Here is a 17,527-nt window from a genome sequence, read left to right as displayed (position 1 = left end):
ATGAAAAAAATAATCAGCCTAGCTATTTTTGTTGTTGTTGCTTTCGTAGTGTATTCATACACCCAAAAAAAAGAAGATACACAGTTTAACAAAGAAGCTCTTGAAAACAAAATGATAGCTTTAGATGACTCCGAAATTACTTTTCAAGACATTTTAAGCAAATACAAAGGAAAAACAATAGTAATCGATGTTTGGGCTTCTTGGTGTTCCGATTGTATTAAAGGAATGCCAAAAGTTAAAGCACTTCAAAATGACTTTCCAGAGGCTACCTACCTTTTCATTTCTATGGATAAAACCTCAAAAAATTGGAAAAGAGGCATTGAAAAATATAACGTTACCGGCGAACATTTTATGGCTACAGACGGGATGAAAGGTATCTTCGGAAAAGCTATAAAATTAGATTGGATTCCGCGTTATATGATTGTGGATAAAACGGGTAAAATAGCTCTTTTCAGAGCTGTAGAAGCTGACGATGCCAAATTAATTGAAACACTAAAAACACTAAACTAATGAGACATAATATAGTTGCCGGAAATTGGAAAATGAATAAAAACGCTGGCGAAACAGCACAATTACTTTCCGATATTTTAAATGAATTACCATCGGGGAAAGAAGTTGAAGTAATCGTTGCGCCTTCATTTGTAAACTTATCACAAGCCGTTCATATTCTGGAACATACCAATATTGGTGTTGCAGCTCAAAATATGCATCAAGCTGAAGGTGGTGCTTTTACTGGAGAAGTTTCGGCAGATATGCTAACATCTATCGGGGTTCATAATGTAATTATTGGACATTCCGAAAGACGCCAGTATTTCAAAGAAACCGATGCCGTTTTAGCAAATAAAGTTGATACGGCACTTAAACACGAAATGCGTGTTATTTTTTGTATTGGAGAAGAATTAAAAGATCGTCAAAACAAACAACATTTTAATGTTGTTGATTATCAATTACGCGATGGTTTATTTCATTTAGAAGCCAATGCATGGGTAAATCTAGTAATAGCTTACGAACCGGTTTGGGCTATTGGAACAGGTGAAACAGCTTCACCGGAGCAAGCACAAGAAATGCATAAATTCATTCGTGAAACCATTCAGCATCAGTACGGTAGTAGTGTAGCCGAAAATGTATCAATTCTATACGGAGGTAGCGTTAAACCTGATAATGCTAAAGAAATTTTTTCTCAACCCGATGTAGATGGTGGACTAATTGGAGGGGCAGCTCTAAAAACAGAAGATTTTGTAGCGATAGTGGATTCGTTTTAATATGATTTCAGTAAACATTATCGGTTCTGGAAATGTAGCCTTGCATTTGATTTCTGTTTTACAACAAACAGATGCTATCAATTTGCAACAGGTTTTTGCACGCAAAAAAGAAAACCTAACAAACCTTGTTTCCGACGAAAAAATAGTCACTGAATTAACCGATTTAAAACCTGCAGACATCACCATCATTGCTGTGTCGGATGATGCTATTACAACCGTATCAAACCAAATTCCTTTTGAAAACAATTTGGTGGTTCATACATCTGGAAGCTTCGATTTAAAGGCATTAAACCCTAAAAACAGAAAAGGGGTTTTTTATCCCTTACAAACATTTTCCAAATCTAAGAAAGTCGATTTTAGTGAAATTCCACTTTGTTTAGAAACGGAGACTGAAAATGATTTTAAGACATTAGAACTTCTAGGCAAATCAATCACTAAAAAAGTATTCGCAATTAACTCTTCACAAAGACAAAGTTTACATGTAGCTGCTGTGTTTTCATGCAATTTTGTAAATCATCTTTACCAACTTGGCAATGAAATTTGCGAAGAAAACAAAGTGCCCTTTGAAATACTTTTTCCATTAATACAGGAAACCGCAGATAAAATAAAAACGCTATCACCCAAAGAAGCGCAAACTGGTCCTGCCATACGTCACGATCAAAAAACCATTGAAAAACATCTTGCTTTTTTAACCGATGAAAACAAAAAAGCAATTTATACATTACTAACACAATCGATACAAAACAATAATGACTAAGAGTTATAAAGAAATAATGAACGACATCACCACCTTCGTTTTTGATGTTGATGGCGTACTAACCGACGGAACTGTGCATGTAACTCCAACGGGAGAAATGCTCCGAGAAATGAATATTCGCGATGGATATGCCATGAAAGCTGCTGTAGAAAACGGATATACTGTTTGTATTATTTCGGGTGGAAGTAACGAAGGCGTAAGAGTGCGATTGCGTAATTTAGGAATTACCGATATTCATTTAGGTGTTCCAAATAAAGTAGACACTTTCAAAGAATTTACCGACATCTACTCTATTAAACCCGAACAGGTATTATATATGGGTGATGATATTCCCGATTATCATGTAATGCAATTGGTTGGCTTACCAACTTGTCCGCAAGATGCTGTTCCAGAAATCAAAAACATAAGTAAATACATTTCACATAGAAATGGTGGAAAAGGAGCTGTTCGTGATGTAATTGAACAAGTAATGAAAGTACAAGGGAAATGGATGGAACATTTCGATGCTAAATTTGATTAATAGTTAACCATGAAAATTTTAAAACTAATTCGATTCCAAAATTTATTAATGCTGGCTTTAATGCAGCTGGTTTTTCATTTTGTCTTCTTTAAAAATCAAGGCGATTTGTTATTTGCGCTATCCGATTGGCAATTTATATTATTGGTTTTATCTACTGTTTCTATTGCAGCAGGTGGTTATGTAATTAATAACATCATTGATCAAGAAACCGACGAAGTTTCTAAACCGGAAAACGTAATTGTAGGCAAGTACATTTCTGAAACGAATGCCTACAACCTCTATATCGCTTTAAATATAATTGGCGTTGGTATTGGCTTTTACTTGTCTAATGTTATTCAAAGGCCTATGTTTTCAGCAATTTTTATTGCGATTGCAGGAACCTTATACATGTACGCAAACAGTTTAAAACAAAGCTTACTCATTGGAAATATTATTGTTGCGCTATTATTAGGTTTCAGTGTGGTTATCGTTGGGGTATTCGATATTTTTCCAGCCACTGATGCCGCAAACAGACCTCAAATGGCGGTAATTTTCAGTATTCTTATGGATTATGCCATTTTTGCTTTTATCATCAATTTTATCCGTGAAATTGTTAAAGATATAGAAGATATAGACGGCGATTATAATTCTGGAATGAGCACACTTCCTATTGTTCTAGGAAAAGAACGTACCGCAAAAGTGGTATTCGGATTAACATTTGTACCAATAGTTTTATTAGTTACCTATATTAACAATAATCTTTTAGAGTTAAGTTGGGTTTTATACTATATGCTATTATTTGTATTGGCTCCACTACTCTATTTTCTCATTAAAATTTGGACAGCAAAAACCAAAAAAGATTTTGCCCATCTAAGTACAGTTTTAAAATTCGTTCTTTTATTTGGTATTCTTTCTATCATTGTAATTACCATAAATATGAAACTCAATGCTTAAAGAAAAATTAAAAGAGTATACAATCATACTGGCTTCGGGTTCACCTAGACGTCAACAATTTTTACGCGAATTAGATTTGGATTTCGAAATTCGTCTAAAAGAAGTTGAAGAAATATTTTCACCCGAGTTAAAAGCCGAAGCGATTACAAATTACCTAGCCGAATTAAAGGCTGATGCTTTTGCAGATGATATCACTGAAAAAGATATACTTATTACAAGCGACACTATTGTTTGGCATGAAGGACAAGCGCTGGGAAAGCCAAAAGACTACCAAGATGCTTTTAAAATGCTTCAATCATTATCCGGAAAAACGCACGAAGTAATCACTTCCGTTTGTATTAAAACAAAATACAAGACCGATGTATTCTTCGAAAAAACAAAAGTTACTTTCAACCCCATTTCCGATGAAGCCATTACTTATTATTTAGAGCATTACAAACCTTTTGACAAAGCTGGTTCTTATGGTATTCAAGAGTGGATTGGTCTTGTTGCAATAGCACGAATTGATGGTTCATACGCAAATGTGGTAGGACTTCCCGTAGACAAACTTTATCCGCATTTACTAGCGTTCGCATTACAATCTAAATAAATATCCCAATCAAAAAATAGAGTTTGGCACGATACTTGGTTTTAATCAATCAGAAATCGATAGTAATGTTTAATAAAATTATAAAGCCATGAGAACAATTCAATTATTTTTAGTCGGATTATTTTTAATGACATTCAATTCACAAGCACAAGTAAATGTGAATGTAAACATAGGAACACCTCCGGCATGGGGACCATCGGGTTATACAGAAGTACGTTATTACTATTTACCTGATATTGAAGTATATTATGATATTCCAACCTCAATGTTTATTTATTTCCACAATGGTGGTTGGGTTAGAACAACATATTTACCAAGACGATACAGACATTATGATTTGTGGGATGCTTATAAAGTTTGTTTGAACGATTACGGACCAAACCCTTATATCTACTACAAACAACACAAAGTAAAATATCACCCAGGTTATAGAGGTCCAGCACAACATAGTATTGGAGTTCGTCCAGCAGTAGTAAATAGCGGCCCTAGAGGCGGATATTATAGAGAAGGTAACCAAGGAAACTACCGAGGAAGAGAAGGTAACCAAAATGGTTACAGAAGAGAAAACGGTAATAACGACTACAGATCAGAATTCCGAGGCAACCGTGGTAATGGAAATGGCAAAGGGCATGAGCCAAAACACGGAAACGGAAGAGGAAACGGAAAACGAGGATAACAAAACCGTTTTTTAACAAAAAGCAAAGACAAATGTCTTTGCTTTTTCTGTTTCAAAAATATACGAAATGCTTATATTTGAACTATTCGCAAAATAACACAATGAACAAGTTTTACACTACATTACTATTTACTTTTATACTGTTTTCAAACTGTTTTTCTCAGCAAAATCAAAAATTCACACCTTCAGAAATTTATGATCAACTGGAAAAATTAAATTTCTTTGGTTCTGTTTTATATATAGCAGCACATCCCGATGATGAAAACACCAAACTAATTACCTATTTTGCTAACCATCAAAATGCTCGTACAGCTTACCTTTCATTGACACGAGGTGACGGAGGGCAAAACCTCATCGGAAACGAAATGAGTGAGCAATTGGGCGTTTTAAGAACACAAGAATTATTAGCTGCAAGAAGAATTGATGGTGGAGAACAATTTTTTAGTCGCGCGAATGATTTTGGTTTTTCAAAAAATCCTGAGGAAACCTTCGCGATTTGGAACAAACCTGAAATTCTAAGCGATGTAGTTTTAGCCATACGGAAATTTCAACCCGATATTATTATTAACCGTTTCGACCATCGAACTCCAGGTACAACACACGGCCACCATACTGCTTCGGCAATGGCTAGTTATGAAGCTTTTTCATTAGCAAACGACAGTAATGCATTTCCAGAACAGCTCAAATCAGCATCAACATTTCAACCTAAAAGATTGTTTTTCAACACATCTTGGTGGTTCTATGGCAGCGAAGAAAACTTCAAAAAAGCAAACAAAACCGATCTCTTTACTATTAATACCGGGGTGTATTATGTTTTGCGAGGAAAAAGCAATGGTGAAATTGCAGCTTTAAGCAGAAGTCAGCATAAATGCCAAGGTTTTGGTACAACTGGAACTAGAGGTGAAGAAACCGAATACCTAGAATTTTTAAAAGGTGAACTACCACAAAATAAATTCAATATTTTTGAAGGTATTAACACAACTTGGACACGCGTTCGTGGTGGAGAAGAAATTGGAAAGATACTGACTGAAATTCAAACCAATTTCAATTTTAATAATCCATCCTCACATCTACCAAAATTATTACATGCATATAGTTTAATATGTAAATTGGATGACGATCACTGGAAAGACATCAAAAAAGAACAAATTGAAAATATTATTGTAGGATGTGCCGGACTGTATTTTGAAGCTGTAACATCCGAGCAAAACACAAACCCAGGAGGCCACGTAAATCTAAAAATTGAAGCAACAAACCGAAGCAATTTCGATATTGCACTAAAGGCTATTTCATTCCAAGAAAACAATATATTGCCAGAAGAAATTCACCTGGAACAAGATCGTCCGTATAAAACAGAACAGGAAATTACTATTCCAAGCAATACATCTTTTACATCGCCATATTGGTTAAATGAAAAAGGAACTTTAGGCTTATATACCGTAAAATCAAAAGCTGAAATAGGAAATCCGGAATCGCAACGACCTCAGTTAACTTGGAAGTTACAAATTTGTGAAACGCCATTCCAAATCACCAGAGAAATTAGTTATAAGTTTAACAATCCTGCTAAAGGCGAAGTGTATCAACCTTTCGATATATTACCCAAAGTAACCACAGAAATAGTTAATAAAGTTCATTTATTTCCAAACAAATCAAAGCAAGTTATTACTGTAAAAGTAGCTGCGGGTGGCGATAATTGTGAAGGAAAAGTTGTTTTGGATTTACCCGCAGACTGGGTTATTTTTCCAAAATCACAACCTTTTAACTTAACTAAAAAAGGTAGCGAAGCAAATGTACAGTTTGAAGTCACACCTCCACCCTACGCTACGGAAGCAATTGGAAAAAGTTTTGCTATTATAGATAATATTAAATACGATAAAAAACTCATTACTATTGATTACGACCACATACCGGTTCAAAAAGTTTTATTGCCTTCGGAAGCTCGTTTTAACAAAGTTGATTTGGCTATAAAAGGAAAAAATATTGGCTATATTATGGGAGCTGGAGACATGGTGCCAGAAAGTTTAAGACAAATGGGCTATCAGGTAACTTTATTGCCTATTGAAAAAATAAATCCTGAGACCATCTCTAAATTTGACGCTATTATTACAGGAATTAGAGCATACAACACCCTAGATTTATTGAAATTCAAACAAAACATTCTTTTCGATTATGTTAAAAATGGTGGAAATCTAATTGTACAATACAATACCAATCAGAATTTAATCACAAAAGAATTAGCGCCTTTCGAAATACAACTTTCACGCGATCGTGTTACCGAAGAAGATGCTTCTATTTCATTTATTTCTAAGAAGCATCCTATTTTAACATCGCCAAATCAAATTTCGGAAAAAGACTTTGAATGCTGGATTCAGGAACGTGGATTATATTATCCAGATAAATGGGCTAAAGAATTTACACCGGTTATTTCTTCTAACGATACTAACGAAACGGCAAAAGATAGTGGCATTTTAGTAGCCAAATACGGAAAAGGTTATTATATTTATACATGCTTGAGTTTTTTCAGAGAATTACCCGAAGGTGTTCCTGGAGCATACCGCCTTATGGCAAACATGATTGCAATTGGAAAATAAATCAGTATGGAAACAAAAGATGTTAAATGGAAAAAAAGTTATACTGCAGTATTATTGCTTAATGCTTTTTACATATTGATTTTTTATTTTTTAATGGAAATTTTTGCTTAAGCCATGCAACTAATCGACTGGATTGTACTATCTGTAACGCTACTCTTCATCGTTTTTTACGGAGTTTGGAAAACCAAAGGAAGTAAAAACGTAGAAGAATTTATCCTTGCTAACAATGAAACTCCTTGGTGGACAGTGGGTCTTTCTGTAATGGCTACTCAGGCAAGTGCTATTACTTTTTTATCTACTCCAGGTCAAGCCTATCATGACGGTATGGGATTTGTACAATTTTACTTTGGTCTGCCTATAGCCATGGTTGTTATTTGTATAACCTTCATCCCATTATATCATAAACTCAAAGTATTTACAGCCTACGAATTTCTAGAACAACGTTTTGATGTAAAAACCAGATCGCTAGCTGCTATGTTATTTTTGGTACAACGTGGTTTAGGAACCGGTTTAACCATATATGCCCCAGCAATTATTTTATCTGCTCTATTAGGATGGAATTTAACGTTCATGAACATAATCATTGGAATTCTAGTTATCATTTACACTTTTTCTGGTGGTACTAAAGCGGTTAATGTTACACAAAAGCAGCAAATGTTTGTGATAATGACCGGAATGTTCATTACTTTTTTTCTGATTTTAAGCTACTTGCCTGATGGTCTAAGTTTTGGAAATGCCTTAGGAATAGCCGGCGCAAACGATAAAATGAATATTGTTGATTTTTCTTTTGATCCAGAAACGCGATATACATTTTGGAGTGGAATTACCGGTGGTTTCTTTTTATCACTTTCTTATTTTGGAACGGATCAATCGCAGGTTGGGCGTTATTTAACCGGAAAATCCATTCGGGAAAGTCAGATGGGCTTAATCATGAACGGAATTTTAAAAGTTCCGATGCAATTCTTTATTCTACTCACTGGAGTAATGGTTTTTGTGTTTTTTCAATTTCATTCATCTCCCATCCATTTTAATCCAACCAATGATAAATTGGTAAAAAACTCTGTTTACAAAGCAGACTATGAGAAACTTGAACAAGAATTAGAATTGGTTCAAAAAGAGAAAAAGGAAATCAGTATGTTGTATGTTGGTCAATTAAACCAAGATTTTGACAACCCTATTCTACAGCAAAAAATGGTTTCACTTTCCGGTAAAGAAAAAGATTTACGGGAACGTGCCAAAGACATTATTTATAAAGCCGATAAAAAAACTGAAACCAATGATAAGGATTATGTTTTCCTTTATTTCATCCTTAACTTTCTTCCAACAGGACTAATCGGATTATTATTAGCTGTAATCTTTTCAGCTGCTATGTCTTCATCGGCATCGGGACTAAGTGCACTAGCCTCCACTACGGCTATAGATATTTATAAGCGAAACATCAAGGATGAAAAATCAGACAAACACTTTGTTTCGGCAACACGTTTGTTCACACTATTTTGGGGAATAATTGCAATTGGTTTTGCCTGTATTGGAACTTTATTCGAAAATTTAATCCAATTGGTAAATATTATTGGTTCTATTTTTTACGGAACTGTTCTGGGTATATTTTTAGTCGCTTTTTATATCAAATATGTGAAAGCAAAAGCCGTCTTTATAGCCGCAATTATTAGTCAGTTAGCCATCTTTTATATCTATTATTTAGATGTTGTGAGCTTTTTATGGCTGAATTTTATTGGCGCTGTTCTCACTTGTTTACTGTCTGTATTGTTTCAATATTTATTCACACAAATAAAAAAATAAGGGTAACCTTCCGATTACCCTTACTATTTTATAGATTTTGAATTATTATTTTCTAGACCATTCTGATATAGAATCTTTATTCATTTTCACATAATCCTGATTGTTTGCTTTTTCTGCACCAGCCAATGATAACTTAGCCGATTCAATAGCACCTGCTTTATCTCCTTTTTTAGCTTGGATTAACGATTTCAAACGCAAATACCAAAACGGCGTTTCTTTTTCCATTTCAATCGCTTTATTCACCCAAACTAAAGCTTTACTCATATCACCATTCGATTGGTAAAAATATTGAGCCGAAGAAAAGTAATCGTTTGAAGAAGGCCCTGCTAACACTTTTTCGATACTTTTTGTAGCAACGCGATCAGTAGGTACTTCAAATTTAACAGCTACAACTGTTTTTTCCCATAAAAGCTCCAATACTGCGAAATTGTTTTCAATATTGTTAATGTCTATCGTAAACGTTTCGATTTTTCTTGAACTTGTTTCTGGTTTAACTACAGTTCGTAAAGCAACATTGCTTTCTTCCCATTTTTCGGGTAATCCCCAATTGTCTGTACTACTGTAGAAAATCACTTCCCAATTGTCTGCTTTTGGAAGCGTATATAATGCGTATTTTCCTTTTTTAAGAGTTTTGCCATCAATAACAACATCATCACTAAAGTTAACCGTTGTATTTTCATTAGCTCCAGTTCTCCATAACTTTCCGTAAGGAACCAATTCTCCAAATACTGTTCTTCCTTTAATACTTGGTCTGGAATACTCTATCTCAACATTCGTCAAACCAACTGTTTGATCAAATTTAGAACTCGGACTAGCTTGTGGGGTTTTCACCTGCGCCTGCGTCATTAATGTTCCTAAAACAAAAAAAGCAGTAAGCATTATTTTTTTCATAACTTTTGTAATTTGATTAATTGAAACGAAAATAACAAAAATTAAACCTAACAAATGTTAAGAATAGTATAAATAGCCATTATAAATTAGTTTTTTTTCAAAGAAGTGAAACAATCAGTAATTTTACAGAAAAAGAATGCGAACAATTCATACAACACAAAAATTACCAATTTCGATTGAACAGGCGTGGGCATTTTTTTCCAATCCGAAAAATTTAAATGAAATCACTCCCGATTCTATGAATTTTAAAACCCTTTCGGGTGATGATAAAGAAATGTTTCCGGGGCAAATTATTCATTACAAAATTTCACCTTTCAAAGGAATTGAAATGGAATGGGTAACAGAAATAACTCATGTTGTTGAAAATAGGTATTTTGTTGATGAACAGCGTTTTGGTCCTTATGCCTTTTGGCATCATAAACATTTTTTCAAGAGCATTGATGGTGGCGTTGAAGTTGAGGATATTGTGCATTATAAATTACCTTTTGGATTTATAGGCAATCTTTTTCATCCCTTGCTCGTTAAGCCAAAACTGGACGAAATTTTTAAGTTTAGAAGAGAAAAATTAACGCAATTATTCGGAGAATTAAAATAACTATTTATGACAATTTTTTGGTTTCGACGTGATTTACGATTGGAAGATAACACCGCACTTTTTCATGCATTAAATGAAGGCAATGCTGTTTTACCAATATTTATTTTCGATACTACAATTCTTTCGCAATTAGACAAAGATGATGCTCGCGTTACTTTCATTTACGAACAGCTCGTTAAAATACAATCACAATTAGAAATTGCCGGTAAAAAACTAGCTGTATTTTATGGAACACCCGAAGAAATTTTCAAGAAACTACTAGTTGAAAATCAAATCACAACGGTTTATACCAATCATGATTACGAACCTAATGCCCGAAAAAGAGACAAACTCATTTATCAACTTCTAAAAGAAAATAATATTGCGTTTAAAACCTGTAAAGACCAGGTGATTTTTGAAAAAAGTGAAATCGTCAAAACTGACGAAACACCCTATGTTATATTTACTCCTTATTCCAAAAAATGGAAAGAGAAAATCCATCAACTAAAATTACCGCATTATCCTTCAGAAAATTTACTCCAAAACATAGTTTCACATGCATATCCTTTTTTGAATTTAAGTGATATAGGTTTCATAAAATCGACTATTAGCCCAAAACCTTTCAATCTGGATGGAGCATTAATAGATAACTATGAAAACACTAGAAATTTTCCAGAAATTGAAGGAACATCAATGTTGAGTGTTTATTTACGATTCGGTACGATTTCTATTCGTCAGATTGTCAACAAAGTTCTCGTATCGAAAAATGAAACCTTTTTAAATGAGCTGATTTGGAGAGAATTTTTCATGCAAATTTTATGGCATTATCCCCATACGGTAACTAGAAGTTTCAAAGAAAAATACGATGCAATCCAATGGAGCAATAACGAAAAATTGTTTCAAAAATGGTGTATGGGAGAAACCGGTTATCCCTTTGTAGATGCTGGCATGCGTGAACTAAACACCACTGGCCACATGCATAATCGTGTACGAATGATTGTTGCTAGTTTTCTGTGTAAACATTTACTAATCGACTGGCGTTGGGGCGAAACCTATTTTGCTCAAAAACTGTTGGATTACGAGCAATCAAGTAATGTAGGAAACTGGCAATGGGCTGCAGGAAGCGGTGTTGATGCGGCACCTTATTTTCGTATTTTCAATCCAACAGAACAAATAAAAAAATTTGATAGTAAATTACTATACATAAAAAAATGGGTTCCGGAATTGGAGACATTGCACTATCCAAAACCTATTGTTGATCATAAAAAAGCACGAGAAAAATGTTTGTCAACATATAAATCGGCTTTGAATAATTAGTTTGACGAGTAAACACCAATAAAGAAAATAATTATAACCGTGCTCAATACCGAAATTAATACCGAAACCAATACTGTTTTTAAAAACAACAGACTCTTTACGCTATAATAAAAAGAGAAAAACTGATAATAAAACACTATCATATAAATCAAAAACAGTAGCTGTAGAAAAGCATACAGTACACTTATTAAGTCTATATCTTTGATAAAAATACAAGACACTAAAAAAATGATTGTTAGCAAATACTCCGCAGAAGTTCTATAACAATTGAGTACCATGTTTTCAGCGAAATTCAATTTACTTTTTCTATAAAACAGAAAACTAAAAATTGAATAAATTGGGATAGAAACCAACAGATAACCTCTAGGATATTGGCTTTGAAAATTTTGGATTTCTGAGAAAACCCCTTGCCCATTTTTACGATAAATTTCGGCAATATTAATTGCTGCCAATTTACTCACAAAGAAAGACAGCGTAACCAAAATAATCAACAAACTGAAATAACTAAAATGTTTCGCTCTTTTACCGTTGATATAATCTCTGATACTATGACCCGGACGAATAAGTAATTCCTTTAAAGTGTAAAAAAAGCCTTTTTCCAAATGAAAAATACCATGCATAAAATCAGAAATTACCATCTCAGAAAGTGAAAACCTATGTGTAGATGCTTTTTGACCACAATTACCACAATACGTTGAGTTTACTTCCGAATCGCAATTAAGACAATGAATTGTATCCGCCATAAAACTTAGTTTTCACTAAGTTATGCTTTTTTCTTGATGTTTAAAATGGTTTCGAAATCAATTTCATTGAAATCGTGGATTACATAATTGGCCAGTGATAAGTCCTGATGTTTAGAATTGTCGCTATGATAACCAACACAAAATATTTCTGCTGCATTAGCCGCTTTAATTCCGTTAGTACTATCTTCTATAACAATGCAATGCTCTTTAGGAGCTAGTGATAACGATGCTGCATGCAAAAAAATAGCTGGATCGGGTTTCGATTTAGGGAAATCTTCACCACTTACAGTATGCGTAAAATAAGGATATAAATTGAAACGAGTAAAAACGCGATTAATAGTACTATTTGATGCCGACGAAGCCAAAATGAGTTGAATTCCGTTAGCATGAAGATTTTTGATTAACGATTCTACTCCAGAAATTAATTCTAAATCGGGTTTGGTGTCAAATGCTTCATTAAATAAATGTCGCTTACGAAGAATTAAATCTTCTACATCATGCTGAAGACCAAAAGTATCTTTTATTTTCTGGAAAACATTTCTGGTAGAATTTCCGGTAAATGAAGCATATAATTTTTCGGAAACTTCAATCCCTAATTCGTTAAAATGTTGGTCGTATGCATATTTGTGAACCGGTTCGGTATCTACAATTACACCATCCATATCGAAAATTACAGTTTTAATCATTTTTTTGAGTGCTAAGTTGCAAAGTTACAAAGATGCTTCTTTTTTTCTCTCTGCAAATAGGTAATTCGTTTCCATTTCAGCCCTGATGGAAGCGGCACCTTGTATAGCGAACAGCAGGAATTACGATTACAAATACAAAACAACTATTCGCTCCTACTCTTTAACTCAAAATTTATAACTCATGACTTATAACTCCATTAAACCTTTTCTATTATCTTTAGTCATATCTACAAAGCGAAACCCTTGCAGGACGAAAAAGCATTTATAGCCGAATTATTAAATCCGAAAACGCAAAATGAAGCGTTTCGAAAATTAGTACGTGAATATCAACGTCCGCTATACAATCATATCCGAAACATTGTGCTAAACCATGATGATACCGATGATGTGCTTCAAAATACTTTTGTGAAAGTATTCCAGAATTTAAAGAATTTTAAAGGTGAGAGCAAACTATTTTCCTGGATCTATCGCATTGCAACCAATGAAGCCATAACTTTTATTAATCAGCGGGCAAAAAAACAAGGGATTTCTAGTGAAGAAGTACAAGAAAAAATGATTAACAATCTTCAAGCCGATGTAGATTACGATGGCGATGAAATACAACTAAAACTACAAAAGGCAGTTTCATTGCTGCCAGAAAAACAGCAATTGGTATTTAAAATGAAGTATTTTGAAGAAATGAAATATGAAGAAATATCGGAAATATTAGAAACCTCCGTAGGTGGATTAAAAGCTTCTTATTTTCATGCCGTAAAAAAAATTGAAGAATTTTTAAATAGCAATTAAACCTTTAGGACTTAAATTTGTCAAATAAACATGAAAAAGTTTGATTTACATACCGATTCAAAAATAGAAACCGGATTTAAAGTTCCAGAAAATTATTTTGAGAATTTTGAAGAAAGGCTACTACAACAATTACCACAGGAAGAACCTAAAGTTATTTCGTTATGGCAACGCAAATACGTTTGGATATCCAGTATTGCAGCCGTTGTTGTGGTATCGCTAGGCATCTGGTTTGTTACTAATCAAAATACAACTGAAACCAATTTATCGTCTGGCGATTATTTGAGTTATCAAAAAGATATAACAACCGAAGATATTGCAACTTATTTATCGGATGAAGACGTGGCGGTATTAGAAAAAGAATTGAATTTATACGACAACAACGAGTCGGAAACCTATATTAACGAATATTTGAACTAAAATGAAACGATTAATTACACTACTGATAGTACTGTTTTCTGTGGTAACATTTGGGCAAGAAGTTGAAAAACGCGTAGAACGCATTAAAGCCTTAAAAGTAGCTTTTATTTCGGACCGATTAGATTTATCGCCGGAAGAAGCTCAAAAATTTTGGCCTATTTTCAACCAATTTGAAGCGCGTCAATTTGAGTTACACAAACAAAAAAGACAATTGATGCATAAACTTCGTCCAGAAAATGCTTCAACGTTATCCGACAAAGAAACATTGAAATTAATGGAAGAAGATGATCAATTGGAAACCGAAATGCAAAACAACCACCGTCAGCTGGTTAAAGATTTGCAAGGTGTTATTCCAAATCAGAAGATACTAATGCTGAAACAATTGGAAATTGAATTCAAGCAAAAGTTATTAGAACAAATGAGAAACAAAAGAGGACCACGAGGATAAAAAAAGGAGCAAATTTTGCTCCTTTTTTATTTAAAACGAATACGTATTATTTTTTTATTCCCAGCTGCGATTGCGGTTTTAGCATTAACAAATCGGATGGTAAACAAATCGGTATAGTCTGCAATTTTTTTCCATTTTTTTCCTTGATCGTAAGAATAATAAATTCCAGATGCCCCAACCGTAATTAATTCTTTTCCATGGCTTCCAGGTATAAACTGCACACAAGAACCATAACCAAAGCCTTCATTTTCAGCAATTCTATTCCAAGTTTTACCACCATCTACAGTTAATATTTTATTTCCGAAATTTTGCTGAGGCTTTTCATAATCACCACCCGTTGCAAACCCAATTGTGTCATTATAAAAATCTGCTGAAAAAACACCCGTCATAGCGCTTCCTTGAATGATTGGTATTTCAATAATTTCCCAAGAAATCCCTTTGTCGGCCGAATAAAAAACGCGGGAACGTTTACCACCAGACACAATCCAGGTTTTATCATCTTTAATTACAATATTGGTGTTACTGGCTGCAAAAAAAGCTTCACCGCTAGCCAATTTAGGCAATTGGTTGCAAGACGTTTTTTTCCATGTTTTGCCACCATCTCTAGTAATCAATAAAGAAAAGCAATCTTCGGTAGGATCACCAACGGCAATACCTTCATTATTATTCCAAAACTGAATGGCGTCGTAAAAAACCATATCCCCTCTTTCCTGATACACAAGTTCAGCTTCTTCTTCATTGTTTGGAACACGATATAGCAAGCCTGGATTACCGACCGAAAGCAAAAAAACATTCGTACTGGTCTTGGCCATACTTCTAAATTCAGGACGCAATGAATCTTTTACAATACTTCCAAAAAAGTGCTTTTTAGTGATGAATTCAATATTACCATAACGTCCATTACTCGCTGCATACCAAACCTTATTAGTATCAACAACTAAAGCACGAATACTCAAATTATCAATCAATAGCGTATCTATTTCAATAGTTGAAAAACTGGGAGCCGAACTATCAATTACTTTTTCCACGACAACCTCGTGCGAAGTATCTTTATGAAAAAAAGGCATTCGGCTACAAGACAAAAACAAACCAACCCATAGTAATACAATGGCTACTCTCATTCTAATGAATTTAGAATAGCAAGATACTAAATTGAGTTTATATTTTTTTTTCTTTACCATCCAGCATGTAAATCCAAATCATTCTGGAAAACCTAAAATTAAATGTACTGAGCATAATGGATAGAAAAGCGATTAAAATTACAATGGTTAAATAACTTTCTATAAACTGATTGGCAATCAGAAAAAAAACAACCATTTCTAAAACAGCCACACCATAACTTACAAACATGGAACCAAAAAAATACCCAGGTTCTTTTTCAAATTTATGGTTGCAATGTGCACAATTTGAATGCATTTTTGGCATTCGTAATAAAAATATATTTCCTTTTTCTGCAAACACTTTTCCTTGTTCACATTTTGGACATTTTTCCGTAAGAATATTAAATAATACTGACATAACTTATTTTTATACAAATTTCATGAGTTTTTCTTAAAGTTTACATTTACAATTCACGCTAAAATTTGTACTTTTAAGACATTATTGAATTTTCTCCTTATGAAAAACCTCAAAGTTTTAGACATTCAACAATTTGATTCGGTGAAACAGAAAAAAGACTTTTACACCAATACAATTGAAAACCACATTATTACAGCACATAAAAACATTCACAAACCTCATAAGCACAATTTTTACCTAACAGTACTTTTTACTCATGGTAGCGGAGTTCATGAAATTGATTTTATCAAATACAATATTCAACCCGGAACACTTTTTTTCTTAAATCCCGGACAAATGCATCATTGGAATTTATCTGAAGACATTAAAGGGTACATTTTTTTTCATACCCAGTCTTTCTACGATATTCACTATACAAAAAACCGACTAACTAACTTCCCATTTTTTTACAGTTTACAAAATGAATCGGTTCTATATTTAAAAAAGGAACAGTCAACAGAATTTAAAAAAGCATTCCAACAGATTTATATTGAAAATCAATTAGATACATTTTTTAAAACGCAAAAAATAATATCTCTTGTAGATTTAATTTACATTGAAAGTACACGCTTATATATTGAAAAGAAAGATTCGGAAATAATCACGCCAAACTCCTATTCAACGACTTTCCAAAAATTAGAAACATTAATAGATGCCCATTATAAAACTGAAAAATCGGCTTCAAAATATGCCAATTGGTTAAATATTTCTACCAAACATCTTAACAGAATAACCCAAAACATGGTAGCAAAAACCACTACAGATTTGATTTTAGAACGTGTTTTTCTCGAAGCCAAAAGAGAATTAATAAATCGGAAGTTAAATTTTAATGAGATTGCAACTGACTTAGGATACTTTGATTACGCTTATTTTTCAAGGATTTTCAAGAAAAAAACGGGTGAAACACCGTCCGATTTTATAAAACGCTATAAATAAAGTTTTGCAAATAATTCACTATCTTTGCAAGCTTATTTTTATAC

Annotated in this window: 20 protein-coding genes; 15 read left to right on the top strand and 5 right to left on the bottom strand. The window is 33.5% G+C overall.

Going from position 1 to position 17,527, the window contains the following annotated elements:
- From ACZ1JT_RS10700 to ACZ1JT_RS10660, 9 genes are all read left to right on the top strand, one after another.
- Window positions 1-510, top strand: coding sequence for a TlpA family protein disulfide reductase (locus ACZ1JT_RS10700; RefSeq protein WP_465093816.1), 510 nt, complete (start codon window positions 1-3; stop codon window positions 508-510).
- A complete protein-coding gene (tpiA, locus tag ACZ1JT_RS10695; protein WP_465093815.1) occupies window positions 510-1,262 on the top strand; it encodes a triose-phosphate isomerase in 753 nt (250 codons plus the stop codon). Before ACZ1JT_RS10700 ends, tpiA begins: the two co-directional genes overlap by 1 nt.
- Before the next feature lies 1 nt (window position 1,263).
- A complete protein-coding gene (locus ACZ1JT_RS10690; RefSeq protein WP_465093814.1) occupies window positions 1,264-2,019 on the top strand; it encodes a Rossmann-like and DUF2520 domain-containing protein in 756 nt (251 codons plus the stop codon).
- Window positions 2,012-2,539: a KdsC family phosphatase gene (locus tag ACZ1JT_RS10685; RefSeq protein WP_465093813.1), complete on the top strand. Its 528-nt coding sequence runs from the start codon at window positions 2,012-2,014 to the stop codon at window positions 2,537-2,539. Before ACZ1JT_RS10690 ends, ACZ1JT_RS10685 begins: the two co-directional genes overlap by 8 nt.
- 9 nt (window positions 2,540-2,548) lie before the next feature.
- Complete coding sequence (locus ACZ1JT_RS10680; RefSeq protein ID WP_465093812.1) at window positions 2,549-3,472, top strand: geranylgeranylglycerol-phosphate geranylgeranyltransferase; 924 nt, start codon at window positions 2,549-2,551, stop codon at window positions 3,470-3,472.
- On the top strand, window positions 3,465-4,061 hold the full coding sequence (locus ACZ1JT_RS10675; RefSeq protein ID WP_465093811.1) for a Maf-like protein: 597 nt from the start codon (window positions 3,465-3,467) through the stop codon (window positions 4,059-4,061). Before ACZ1JT_RS10680 ends, ACZ1JT_RS10675 begins: the two co-directional genes overlap by 8 nt.
- Before the next feature lie 88 nt (window positions 4,062-4,149).
- Window positions 4,150-4,737, top strand: a complete 588-nt coding sequence (locus tag ACZ1JT_RS10670; protein WP_465093810.1) for a hypothetical protein — start codon at window positions 4,150-4,152, stop codon at window positions 4,735-4,737.
- Window positions 4,738-4,838: 101 nt separating this feature from the next.
- Window positions 4,839-7,328: a PIG-L family deacetylase gene (locus ACZ1JT_RS10665; protein WP_465093809.1), complete on the top strand. Its 2,490-nt coding sequence runs from the start codon at window positions 4,839-4,841 to the stop codon at window positions 7,326-7,328.
- A gap of 114 nt (window positions 7,329-7,442) precedes the next feature.
- Entirely contained in the window at window positions 7,443-9,128 is a 1,686-nt protein-coding gene (locus ACZ1JT_RS10660; RefSeq protein WP_465093808.1) for a sodium:solute symporter family protein, read from the top strand.
- Between the two features lie 45 nt (window positions 9,129-9,173).
- On the opposite strand, the gene ACZ1JT_RS10655 is transcribed toward ACZ1JT_RS10660, so the two are convergent.
- Window positions 9,174-10,019 (bottom strand): DUF2911 domain-containing protein, encoded by an 846-nt coding sequence (locus tag ACZ1JT_RS10655; protein ID WP_465093807.1) that lies wholly within the window; start codon window positions 10,017-10,019, stop codon window positions 9,174-9,176.
- A gap of 136 nt (window positions 10,020-10,155) precedes the next feature.
- Here ACZ1JT_RS10655 and ACZ1JT_RS10650 point away from each other — a divergent pair, with 136 nt between their 5' ends.
- A complete protein-coding gene (locus ACZ1JT_RS10650) occupies window positions 10,156-10,614 on the top strand; it encodes an SRPBCC family protein (protein WP_465093806.1) in 459 nt (152 codons plus the stop codon).
- 6 nt (window positions 10,615-10,620) lie between these two features.
- Window positions 10,621-11,910, top strand: coding sequence for a cryptochrome/photolyase family protein (locus tag ACZ1JT_RS10645; RefSeq protein WP_465093805.1), 1,290 nt, complete (start codon window positions 10,621-10,623; stop codon window positions 11,908-11,910).
- Here ACZ1JT_RS10645 and ACZ1JT_RS10640 read toward each other — a convergent pair.
- Both ACZ1JT_RS10640 and ACZ1JT_RS10635 read right to left on the bottom strand, forming a co-directional pair.
- Window positions 11,907-12,653, bottom strand: coding sequence for a DUF3667 domain-containing protein (locus tag ACZ1JT_RS10640; RefSeq protein ID WP_465093804.1), 747 nt, complete (start codon window positions 12,651-12,653; stop codon window positions 11,907-11,909). The two genes, ACZ1JT_RS10645 and ACZ1JT_RS10640, sit on opposite strands and share 4 nt — an antisense overlap.
- A gap of 20 nt (window positions 12,654-12,673) precedes the next feature.
- Window positions 12,674-13,339, bottom strand: coding sequence for an HAD family hydrolase (locus ACZ1JT_RS10635; protein ID WP_465093803.1), 666 nt, complete (start codon window positions 13,337-13,339; stop codon window positions 12,674-12,676).
- Window positions 13,340-13,582: 243 nt separating this feature from the next.
- Here ACZ1JT_RS10635 and ACZ1JT_RS10630 point away from each other — a divergent pair, with 243 nt between their 5' ends.
- Genes ACZ1JT_RS10630 through ACZ1JT_RS10620 form a run of 3 tightly spaced genes read left to right on the top strand, consistent with a single transcriptional unit; the run spans window position 13,583 to window position 14,990 of the window.
- Window positions 13,583-14,125, top strand: coding sequence for an RNA polymerase sigma factor (locus tag ACZ1JT_RS10630; protein ID WP_465093802.1), 543 nt, complete (start codon window positions 13,583-13,585; stop codon window positions 14,123-14,125).
- 30 nt (window positions 14,126-14,155) lie between these two features.
- The gene (locus tag ACZ1JT_RS10625; protein WP_465093801.1) at window positions 14,156-14,542 is read left to right on the top strand and encodes a hypothetical protein; all 387 of its coding nucleotides are present in this window, start codon (window positions 14,156-14,158) and stop codon (window positions 14,540-14,542) included.
- A gap of 1 nt (window position 14,543) precedes the next feature.
- Window positions 14,544-14,990 (top strand): hypothetical protein, encoded by a 447-nt coding sequence (locus tag ACZ1JT_RS10620; protein ID WP_465093800.1) that lies wholly within the window; start codon window positions 14,544-14,546, stop codon window positions 14,988-14,990.
- A gap of 26 nt (window positions 14,991-15,016) precedes the next feature.
- Here the strand turns inward: ACZ1JT_RS10620 and ACZ1JT_RS10615 are convergent, their stop codons facing one another.
- Window positions 15,017-16,111: a WD40/YVTN/BNR-like repeat-containing protein gene (locus tag ACZ1JT_RS10615; RefSeq protein ID WP_465093799.1), complete on the bottom strand. Its 1,095-nt coding sequence runs from the start codon at window positions 16,109-16,111 to the stop codon at window positions 15,017-15,019.
- Between the two features lie 37 nt (window positions 16,112-16,148).
- Window positions 16,149-16,508, bottom strand: a complete 360-nt coding sequence (locus ACZ1JT_RS10610; RefSeq protein WP_465093798.1) for a DUF983 domain-containing protein — start codon at window positions 16,506-16,508, stop codon at window positions 16,149-16,151.
- A gap of 99 nt (window positions 16,509-16,607) precedes the next feature.
- Here ACZ1JT_RS10610 and ACZ1JT_RS10605 point away from each other — a divergent pair, with 99 nt between their 5' ends.
- Entirely contained in the window at window positions 16,608-17,483 is an 876-nt protein-coding gene (locus ACZ1JT_RS10605) for an AraC family transcriptional regulator (RefSeq protein WP_465093797.1), read from the top strand.
- Window positions 17,484-17,527 lie beyond the last annotated feature (44 nt).

The organism is Flavobacterium sp. IC2-16, from assembly GCF_055521455.1.
This window is presented reverse-complemented; position numbering and strand designations above follow the sequence as displayed.